Annotated in this window: 7 protein-coding genes; all 7 read left to right on the plus strand. The window is 45.5% G+C overall.

Features of this window, described 5'->3' with window-relative positions:
• The first annotated feature begins 165 nt into the window (after nucleotides 1-165).
• The 7 genes from J7E78_RS24050 (at nucleotide 166) to J7E78_RS24080 (ending at nucleotide 10,702) form a co-directional block, all read left to right on the plus strand.
• The gene (locus J7E78_RS24050; protein ID WP_215078675.1) at nucleotides 166-1,920 is read left to right on the plus strand and encodes a sensor histidine kinase; all 1,755 of its coding nucleotides are present in this window, start codon (nucleotides 166-168) and stop codon (nucleotides 1,918-1,920) included.
• Between the two features lie 72 nt (nucleotides 1,921-1,992).
• On the plus strand, nucleotides 1,993-3,621 hold the full coding sequence (locus J7E78_RS24055; protein WP_215078677.1) for a response regulator: 1,629 nt from the start codon (nucleotides 1,993-1,995) through the stop codon (nucleotides 3,619-3,621).
• 124 nt (nucleotides 3,622-3,745) lie between these two features.
• The gene (locus J7E78_RS24060) at nucleotides 3,746-5,431 is read left to right on the plus strand and encodes a type 2 periplasmic-binding domain-containing protein (protein WP_215078679.1); all 1,686 of its coding nucleotides are present in this window, start codon (nucleotides 3,746-3,748) and stop codon (nucleotides 5,429-5,431) included.
• Nucleotides 5,432-5,621: 190 nt separating this feature from the next.
• Nucleotides 5,622-6,512, plus strand: coding sequence for an ABC transporter permease (locus tag J7E78_RS24065; RefSeq protein ID WP_017689297.1), 891 nt, complete (start codon nucleotides 5,622-5,624; stop codon nucleotides 6,510-6,512).
• A 29-nt stretch (nucleotides 6,513-6,541) separates the two neighbouring features.
• Entirely contained in the window at nucleotides 6,542-7,420 is an 879-nt protein-coding gene (locus tag J7E78_RS24070) for a carbohydrate ABC transporter permease (RefSeq protein WP_215078681.1), read from the plus strand.
• 32 nt (nucleotides 7,421-7,452) lie between these two features.
• Nucleotides 7,453-8,538 carry a glycoside hydrolase family 53 protein gene (locus J7E78_RS24075; RefSeq protein WP_311517947.1) on the plus strand — a complete coding sequence of 362 codons (1,086 nt, stop codon included), beginning with the start codon at nucleotides 7,453-7,455 and terminating at the stop codon, nucleotides 8,536-8,538.
• Between the two features lie 91 nt (nucleotides 8,539-8,629).
• Entirely contained in the window at nucleotides 8,630-10,702 is a 2,073-nt protein-coding gene (locus J7E78_RS24080; RefSeq protein ID WP_285229464.1) for a beta-galactosidase, read from the plus strand.
• Nucleotides 10,703-10,789 lie beyond the last annotated feature (87 nt).

Below are 10,789 nucleotides of genomic sequence, written 5' to 3' on the forward strand. Positions count from 1 at the left end.
AAGTTGTAATTAGTGCAGAAATATTGGTTTTATCTCCTTCCCCCTTGAATTGGTAACGCTTACGCTAGATAATGAATCGGTTTGTCTCAAAAAAATAGTTTGTCTTTAGCGCTTACATCATTACAATTAATGTCACGACAAATGAAGACAAGGTGAGATGAAAAGATGTCATATCGGACAAATCTGTTTTCCAAAATGGTTATTCTTATTCTGATTATGCTGATTCCTGTAGTGCTTCTGTACTGGTACTCCAATCACAAAACAACAGCTGTTCTCAGAGATGAGTTGAATCGATCGAATAGTAACCAACTTGAATTTTTCCAAAATCAAGTGAATACACACATCGAACTGTTATCCTCATGGCCGAATCTGCTCATACATGATCCTGATATTGCCAGCTTCCGGCGAATCTATGCGGACAGTAACTACTTTGATCTGGATGCGATCAACCTGGTCAAACGTATTCAGAATAAGCTGAGTATTCAGGAAAGCTCATCCAATTGGGCCACAAAATTATATCTGTACTCTCCTTCGCTGGGCAGGGTCGTTTCCGAAAGGGACGCACGTTCTTACGATAAACAAGCGCTAAGGGAGAATATCAGTTCCGGTTGGGATGTACGCAAAATTCAGGATGGGGAAGATGATCGGTTCATGTTTAGCTGGATTACGGTATCTCCGTACGGCATTAAAGACCCGGTTAATAATGCGGAAACGATTATTAAACTGGAGTTTGATAGTGACAACATTCGGGATATGCTCGACAAATTCAAAGACGATGGCAGGCATGATCCCTTCTATTTCCGAGAAGAGTCGGGGGTCATCTATAATCGGACTTCAGATCGTTCATTAACGAATCAGTTGATGGAAGAACTGTCCGCCCATAAACTTCAGGACGTTGATAATCGTACAGTAGTGATCGGGAATGAGCCCTACATGGTCAATACCGTGAAATCCAGTACAACAGGCTGGTATTTGGTGGACTACATGCCCCTGTCAGATATTCTGAAGCCCATTCATCAATCAAATATGCTGTTCTATTCTTCCATGATTTGTCTGTTGTTAATGAGTTTTGGTGTGGCGTATTTGTTCTATGTTCAAGTGCAGGTACCAGTGAAACAGCTCATTCGCGGGTTCCAGCGGTTGAAGCAGGAAGATTATTCAGTGAGGATTAAGCCAAAGGGCCGCAATGAATTCAGTTTTCTGTCCGAACGGTTCAATTTGATGGTGGAGCAGATCCAGCAGCTATTTGAACACGTTTATCTGGAACAGATTCATGTGCGTGAAGCCCGGTTGAAGCAGCTGCAATCCCAGATTAACCCGCACTTTTTCTATAATTGTTTCTCCTTCATTACGAGTATGGCGAAGCTGAAGCGTATGGACGCTGTTGTAGCGATGTCGCATAATCTATCGCGATATTATCGGTATACGACAAGACAGGAGCGGGACGTAGTACCGTTGACAGAAGAGATTGAATTTGTCAGTTGTTATCTGGAGATCCAACGAATGCGTATGGACCGGATACAATACAAGATTGATCTGTCCGATGAGATGTTAAGACAGGAGGTACCGCCACTCATCGTGCAACCACTAGTGGAGAATGCGGTGATTCACGGTATCGAAGCGGACGCGGAAGCCGGAGAGATAAGAGTATCCGGGGAAAAGCAGGGCGGTGTCATGGTTCTTGTGGTTGAAGATGATGGGCAAGGCATGACACAGGAGGCACGTGAGGCGCTTCTGAATAAGCTCAGGGGAACGATGGATCAGGAGATGGGCTGTGGATTGTGGAATGTGAATCAGAGACTCCAGCTTCGATATGGGGAGCAGGCAGGGCTTGATATAACGGAATCGGAACTTGGTGGATTACGCGTTACGCTGTCATGGCCTGCCGAGCAGGAGTTTTTTCTGGAGAATGAAGGATAAGCACTTGGAATGTGTAGCGAATGATGAACGATGGAATCCATTTGCAGAATGAACAAATAGGGAGTGAATCACTTGATTGATATATTACTGGTAGATGATGAGACATACGTAACAGAAAGTCTGGAACTTACGATCCCTTGGGGAGAGCTTGGAGTAACGACCGTGCTGCGTGCCGCATCCGGTAAGGAAGCGTTGGAGATTATGGAGGAAAATGCAGTAGACATCGTAGTTACCGATATTCGAATGCCTGGCATGTCAGGACTGGATCTTATTGCAGAGGTAAGCAAGCGCTGGTCTCATATTCGCTGTATTTTACTAACGGGTCACAGCGATTTTGATTATGCTAAAAAAGCCATTCAATTGCAGGCAGCGGATTATATCCTCAAACCCGTAAACGATGATGAGTTTATGGGATCGGTGTCGGCAGCCATCACGTCTCTTCGCGATGAGTGGGATGAATTTGATAAATATCACCGGCTTTTATACAGTCGGAAGTCTGACTATAAAATTTTACGGGAAAATCTCATGCATGATCTGCTGCTGGGACGTGAGATCACGGCGCGGGCACTTCGGGAACAACTGCAACAATATGAGATTCATATTGACCCGGAACAATCGGCTGTGATGATGCTGATTCGCCTTACAGGACGTTTCTCATCAATGGACCAGCAGTCTTTGGATCTGATGGATTTTGCGGTAGGTAATATTGCAGAGGAAGTACTCGGAGAGCAATTTAACGTGTGGTTTGGTCGCGGACCCCATGAGTGTCTGGTGATGTTCTTGCAGAATCAAGATCAGATCGAAGCTCCGCAGATGAACTTGGAGACGTTGAGAATCTCAGCTGAAACTTTCCGTGAGCATGTCATTCGATATTTACAGGGAGATCTGTCCATGGTAGTTACACCGTCATTTCCCTTTAATGAGTTGACAGCAGCCTATCGAAAAAGTCTGGGTTCGCTTGTCCTTTCAGGACCGGAAGAACACAAGATTATATATATGGACATGGATCATGCACTCAGCAAAAGACCAGAGAATGATGCGACGCAGGCGCTCGAAGAGCTGTACAAACCGCCTGTACTTCCGCAATTGCTTGAGACCAAGCAATGGGAAGCGGCAGCGCGTAAGCTGAACACGGTCTTTGACGCGGCAGAACAGGTACGATTGTCCAGAGAACATGTGTATGAGATGTATCTGTCGGTAACCAATGCATTTATGTATATCGCCCATAAACAGGGGCATCTGGTGCATGAGATTGATCATGCGGGATTCGATCTGCTCCTTGCTCATCAGTTGATTCAATCCCCCGAGAAGTTGCGGCGCTGGGCCACCGAGATGCTGGCGAAGCTTCAGGAAGAGTTGTCCGATCAGGAAGGTGTGCAGAGCCGCAGACATGTGATCAAGCAGGTTCAGGAGCTGGTGACAAGAGATACAGGACAGGATCTGTCGGTGAAGATGATTGCGGACAAGGTATATCTGCATCCTGTATATCTATCGAAAATTTACAAAGCAGAGACAGGGGAAGGTCTTGGGGATTACATGATTCGTATGCGCATGGAGCGTGCTCTGTATCTGCTTAAGAATAGCAACAAAAAAATATACGAGATTACGAGTGAGCTTGGCTATCAAAATCCACAATATTTCAGCAAAATGTTCAAAAAGCATTATGGTATGACACCAAATGAATTTCGGGATCAGGCATAATTACAACAACATTCCAGAATATAGGTTGGCAAAGGTGCAGAAATCTTGATTTCGTATCATAGGCTCAGGTGGCCTGGTCAGCCTATAATGAAAGGGTAACCAAAACGATTTAAGGGGGAACAACATGAGAGCGCAATCAACAAAAAAGAGATTCTTGTCGCTTCTCGCTACAACGCTGTGTCTGACTGTCGTTCTTGCAGGATGTTCAGGAGGCAGTGGAGGCGGAGATAATGCAGCTTCAAACACAACAGGAACTGAAAACGAATACAAAGAGAAATACGATCCGCCAGTTACGATTACAACAGCCTGGGGAATTGATCCAGAACTGAAATTCAAAAATGGCGAATCCATGGAAAATAACGTGGCAACCAAGTGGGCCAAGGAAAAATTCGGGATTGAGATCAAGTCCTTGTGGTCAGTAACAGACACAAACGGAGCATTTGCAACCAAGCTTCGTCTTGCCATGTCATCAGGACAGGAAATGCCTGATGTTGTAAACGTGGGTGATAATCTGCTTGCTCAGGATCTGATTGATTCTGGAATGTATCAAGAAGTAGGGCCACTGTTCGATAAGTATGCTTCGGATACATGGAAAAAAGCAATTGAACAAGATCCAAACGTATGGAACCAATACAGTCGTGATGGAAAAAGAATGGGTATCCCTGTTCTGGACTATGCCTACAACAATGATTATCTATTGTGGATTCGTCAGGATTGGCTGGACAAGCTGAACATGAAGGCACCAAAAACCATCGACGAACTGGAAGCAGTGATGGAAGCATTTAAGAATAAAAACCCTGACGGCTTGGCTCCTGATAAAGTCACTCCGCTCAGCATTGGTTTCAAAACTTCCATGAATACATGGATGGGAGACCCATCTTGGATCTTCGGAGCATATGGAACATTGCCGTTCCAATGGAATCTGGGGGAAGACGGCAAGCTGGAGTATGGCTCCATCAATCCGGGTATGAAGCAAGGTCTGACCAAATTGAGCGAATGGCTCAAAAAAGGATATATCCCGCAGGAAGCAGCTCTATGGGATGAGAACAAAACAGCAGAGCCAGCAGTTGCGGGTACAGCCGGCATTATTCCAGGTCCTTACTGGATGAGCGGATGGCCACTTCTGGATACTGTGAAAAATGTACCGAGTGCCGTATGGAAACCAATTGAGATTCCAACTGGCCCTGAAGGTAAAGCAATGCGCCACGGTACACAGTTCGTTAATGGTGTTACGTTGATCAAAAAAGATATGGCACACCCGGAAGCATTCTTTACGTATCAGAACTACCTGTTCGACAATTATGCAGACCCTGCACCAGGTAGCCCGTATGATAATGGTCTGTTTGCAGGCTACGACTATCAATTAGATGCAGATGGTAAACAAATGCCGATTGACGAGATCGAAGGCGGATATGTGAACGTTGTACGTTATTTGCTTGTTCGTGACGGTGCTCGTATTCCAGATGCACAGATGAAAGCTCTGATGAATTTGGCCAATGGCAAAGAGCCTGAAACTAAACTTGAAAAAGATGTTGCTGTCAACTACGGTAAAGAGACTCCAGCAGCAGCGAAAGTCTTGCTGAGCCAAGAAGAAATTTCCTTCAAAAACATGTTCACAGGTCCGACAACACAGACGATGAAATCCAAGCTTGATTATCTGAACAAAATCGAGAATCAAGCATTTAACGAAATTATCTATGGCAAAAATCCGGTTGATGCGTTTGATACCTTTGTACAAACGTGGAAATCGGGTGGCGGTGACCAAATTACACAAGAGGTTAACGAATGGTATGACAGTGTGAAAAAATAGTTACAAGCAGCGCCCAGACGACTAACGTCTGGGCGCTTTTTTTTGTTTATTCAAGCTAATGCAAAGTGGTTGAATTTGTGCCATTTATATTGCTTTTATGTGCTGTTTGGACCCCGTAAAAGGTTGATATAATCGCATTATAAGCCACTCAGGGAGTACTTGAGTAGGAAGAAATACAGGGGGAGCAATCATGAGAACTTTGAAACGCACTTGGCCATTCCACGTTATGCTGTTGCCAGCCATTATCTTTCTGATTATCTTCAGTTATGTGCCTATGGGCGGAATCATTATGGCGTTCCAGAACTACAAGCCATGGCTTGGGATTAGCGGTTCTGAATGGGTTGGGCTGGACAACTTTAGATATCTGTTTGAACGTGAAGACAGCTTACAGGTCATCTGGAACACATTAATTATTGCTGTACTTAAACTGATTTTCAATTTATTTGTTCCATTTGTTTTTGCCATTCTTTTGAATGAGGTTCGCAAGATGGCTGTACAGCGAACGATTCAAACACTCGTATATTTACCTCACTTCTTGTCTTGGGTCATTCTGGGCGGGATTTTGATAGATCTGTTGTCAACAGGCGGCTTGGTTAACCGGGTTCTGGGAACCTTCGGACTCGGGCCATATTTCTTCCTGGGAGACAACAGTTGGTTCCGATCTACGGTCATTCTGACAGATGTGTGGAAGGAATTTGGCTATAACATGATTGTCTTTCTGGCTGCCCTTGCCGGAATTAATCCAGCATTGTACGAAGCAGCGGAAATTGACGGAGCAGGACGCTGGAAACAGACACTGCACATTACAATCCCTTCGCTTGTGCCGATGCTGATGGTTGTAGGAACACTGGCGCTAGGTAACGTACTGAATGCCGGATTTGACCAGATATTCAACTTGTATAACCCGCTCGTATATCAAACGGGTGACATCATTGATACATTTGTATATCGTTCCGCAATGCAAAACGGTGAGATGGGCTTTGCAACCGCGATCGGATTGTTCAAATCGGTTATTAGTATGATCTTGATTCTTGTATCCTACAGCTTAGCCAAAAAATACGCTGGATACCGCATATTCTAAACGAATGAATAGAGAAAGAAGGGACCACGATGTATCATAAATCATTGCCTTATCGCGTGTTTAATATAGTCAATACCTGCTTTCTGATTTTGGTCGCCATTATGTGTATCGTACCGATGATTCATGTATTGGCAGTATCCTTTAGTACAAAGGCTGCTGCTGATGCCAATCTGGTCAATCTCTGGCCCGTAGGTTTTTCACTTGAGGCTTACAAAAAGACGATGAACAATCCAATTTTCTTGAACTCGCTCTGGATTTCATTTCTACGTACAGTAATTGGTACAGCTATTACCTTGCTGATTACGTTCCTGGCGGCGTATCCGTTGTCCAAAGAAAATAGTGAGTTCAAAGGCAGAACGATCTACTCCTGGATTTTTGTATTCAGCATGATTTTCAATGGGGGACTGGTGCCATTCTATATGGTTATCCAGAAGATCGGGTTGATGGATTCCTTCTGGGTACTGGTGCTCCCAGGGGCAGTTAACACCTTCCTTGTCATTCTGATGCTGAACTTCTTCCGCGGTATTCCAAAAGAGCTGGAGGAAGCGGCGCTGATGGATGGAGCTAACCATTTCAGAACATTGTTCCGTATCTTCCTTCCCATTTCGATGCCGTCCATTGCAACCATTGCATTGTTCAGTATGGTGTTCCACTGGAATTCCTGGTTTGATGGATTGCTCTACATGAATAACGCCAAGGATTACCCACTTGCTACATTTATGCAAACGGTCATTATCGGACGTGATATGAGTAGCATGAGCATGAATCCAAAAGAAATGGAAGCTCTCTCTCAAACGACGGTAAGGGCAGCCCAGATCTTCATCGGAAGTGCACCGATCTTGATTGTGTATCCTTTCCTGCAACGTTTCTTTGTTAAAGGTATGACGTTGGGCTCAGTTAAAGGCTGAGCCTGTACCCCAAATTAATGGAGGTTGATACAGTGAGCAACTTGACGGAAAAGACATTTATTCTGGGAATGGATGTATCTTTTATGGATGAAATTGAACAACATGGCGGGAGCTATAGTGATGTGGATGGCAAGGAACAAGACTTGCTGTCCATCCTGAAGATTAATGACACTAACGCGATACGACTTCGAATCTGGAATGATCCTGTAGGTGGATTCTGCAATCTGGAGCGGACGGTGGAGGTAGCCAAACGGATCAAGGAACAGGGCTTGAAATTTTTGCTTGATTTCCATTACTCTGATCGCTGGGCTGACCCAGCCAATCAATGGAAGCCGAAAGTCTGGGAGAATCTATCCTATGAAGAGCTTCAACGTGCGGTATGCATGTATACGGCTGATGTTCTGAGAACGTTGAAGGAACACGATGCCCTTCCAGACATGGTGCAGGTCGGCAACGAGATTACGCCAGGCATGTTATGGAATGAGGGACGTGTTGGTGGAGAAGAGCATGATACGGATGAACAGTGGGAGCGTTTTGCAGGTCTTGTGAAGTACGGAATTGCTGCGGTCAAATCCGTTGACCCGGATATTCAGATCATGATACATATTGATCGTGGTGGAGATAACGCCGAGAGCCGCAAGTTTTACGATCGCTTTGAAGCACTGGGTGTGGAGTTTGATATCATTGGTCTCTCGTATTATCCTTGGTGGCACGGTACACTTGATGCGTTACGTGACAATCTGCATGATCTGGCTGAGCGTTATGGCAAACCTATCAATGTGGTTGAAACCGCTTATCCATGGACGCTGGAGCAGCCGGAAGGCATGGAATGGATTTTGAATCAGGAAGATATGTTGTTACCAGGATACCCTGCAAGTGTAGAGGGACAGACCAAATATCTGAAGGATCTATTGCAGATTATTCGCGAAGTTCCTGGTGGTTTGGGGCACGGATTCTATTATTGGGAACCTGCCTGGATACCAAGTAAAGAAGAATGGTCCGTCGGTCATCCGAATAACTGGGGCAACCTCACCATGTTTGATTTTAAAGGTCGTAAGTTGGAATCGTTTACAGCACTTGCTACTGTTGAAGAATCAGATGTCGTGACATACGTGTAGTCTAGCGTAATACGTATCTTCTGTGAAGTCGTTGTTATCGTTATCGTATATAAACCAAAAAAACAGTAATTAAAGCAAGGGAGTTGTCCTTATGACATACAAATTTCCACCTGTAAGTTCCAAAGCCCCGCACATGTTGCATGGCGCAGACTATAACCCGGAGCAGTGGCTCCGCTATCCTGGAGTTCTGGAAGAAGATATTCGCTTGATGAAGCTTGCCAAGTGTAACGTGATGTCCATCGGTATCTTCTCGTGGGTATCTCTTGAGCCGGAAGAGGGCGTATACACGTTTGAATGGCTGGATCAGGTTTTGGATCGTTTTGCAGCAAATGGCATCTATGCATTCCTGGCTACACCAAGTGGTGCCAGACCTGCCTGGATGTCCGCCAAGTACCCGGAGGTGCTCCGCGTATCCGAGAATCGTGTCCGCAATCTGCATGGTTTCCGTCACAACCATTGTTATACTTCCCCGGTATACCGTGAGAAGGTTACTGCGATCAACACAAAACTGGCAGAACGTTATTCGGATCATCCGGCTGTAATCGGCTGGCATATCTCGAACGAGTTCGGCGGAGACTGTCATTGTGATTATTGTCAGGAAGCGTTCCGTGGTTGGGTTCAGAAGAAGTATCAAACACTTGATGAACTGAATCATTCGTGGTGGACGACATTCTGGAGTCATACGGTTACAGACTGGAGTCAAGTGGAATCTCCCGCTCCACACGGTGAGACACAGGTACACGCGATGAATCTGGATTGGCGCCGTTTCGTTACGGATCAGACAGCTGATTTTATTGTGCATGAAACAAAACCATTGAAAGCTCAGAATCCCGATCTGCCAGTCACAACGAACCTGATGGAATTCTATGGCGGTCTGAACTATTGGAAGTTCGCCGATATTCTGGATTTCCTCTCATGGGACAGTTATCCGACTTGGCATGATGCAGATGACGACGCGAAACAGGCATCCCGGATCGCAATGATGCATGACATCGTTCGTTCCATCAAAGGCGGTCAGCCGTTCTTGCTGATGGAGAGTACGCCAAGTTCGACGAATTGGCAAGATGTCAGCAAGCTGAAAAAGCCTGGCATGCATCTGCTCTCTTCTCTTCAGGCTGTGGCACACGGTTCCGATAGTGTTCAGTACTTCCAGTGGAGAAAAAGCCGGGGGTCCAGTGAGAAGCTTCATGGTGCGGTGGTAGACCACGTAGGAACGGAACACACTCGTGTGTTCCAAGATGTCACCGACGTAGGAACGGCTCTTGAAGGCATGGAAGCCATTGTAGGAACAGCGGTTCCGGCAGAAGTTGCAATCATTTTTGATTGGGAAAACCGCTGGGCCGTTAATGATTCACAGGGTCCACGCAATATCGGTGTGAAGTATGAGCAGACCGTGGAAGAGCATTATGAAGCGTTTTGGAAAAAGGGAGTCGCTGTAGACGTTATTGATATGGATGCAGATCTGTCCAAGTATAAGCTGCTGATTGCTCCAATGCTCTATCTGGTGCGTGAAGGTGTCGGGGAACGCATTGAGAAGTTTGTAGAACAAGGTGGTACGTTTGTAGCAACGTACTGGTCTGGTATTGTTAACGAAAACGATCTGTGTTTCCTGGGTGGATTCCCAGGCCCACTGCGTAAGACACTTGGCATCTGGTCCGAGGAAATTGACGGATTGCATGATCGTGATCTTAACGGAATCATCCCGGAGAAGGGTAATGAGCTTCAGCTCAATACAACGTACGATGCAATTGAACTGTGTGATCTGATCCATCTGGAAGGCGCGAAGTCCCTGGCTACGTACCGTTCTGACTTCTATGCCGGACGTCCGGCATTGACGGTTAACCAATTGGGTTCAGGGAAAGCATATTATGTAGCGACACGTCTGAAAGCACCATTCTATGATGATTTCTATGCAAAACTAATCGCTGATCTGAACATTGAGCGTGGACTTGAAACAGAGCTCCCTGACGGAACAACGGCACATACGCGTACAGATGGTACTGCTGATTATGTGTTTGTGCAGAACTACACACCAGATGAGAAGCTGGTTGAATTAGATGGACAGTCCTATACCGATCTGCTCAGTGGTGATGCTGTGGAAGCAAGGCTCAGCTTGAAGCCATATGACATTTGTGTACTGCGCAGACCGGCTGCCCGGAAATAATATAGATTCTATATGTTACTAAATAAATGAAGTTCGTATTAAGAAGAGATTGCTCTGAAACGCCTGCATTGAACCGCTCCCTGTCAA

The sequence above is a fragment of the Paenibacillus polymyxa genome (assembly GCF_018614975.1).
Classification (GTDB): domain Bacteria; phylum Bacillota; class Bacilli; order Paenibacillales; family Paenibacillaceae; genus Paenibacillus; species Paenibacillus polymyxa_E.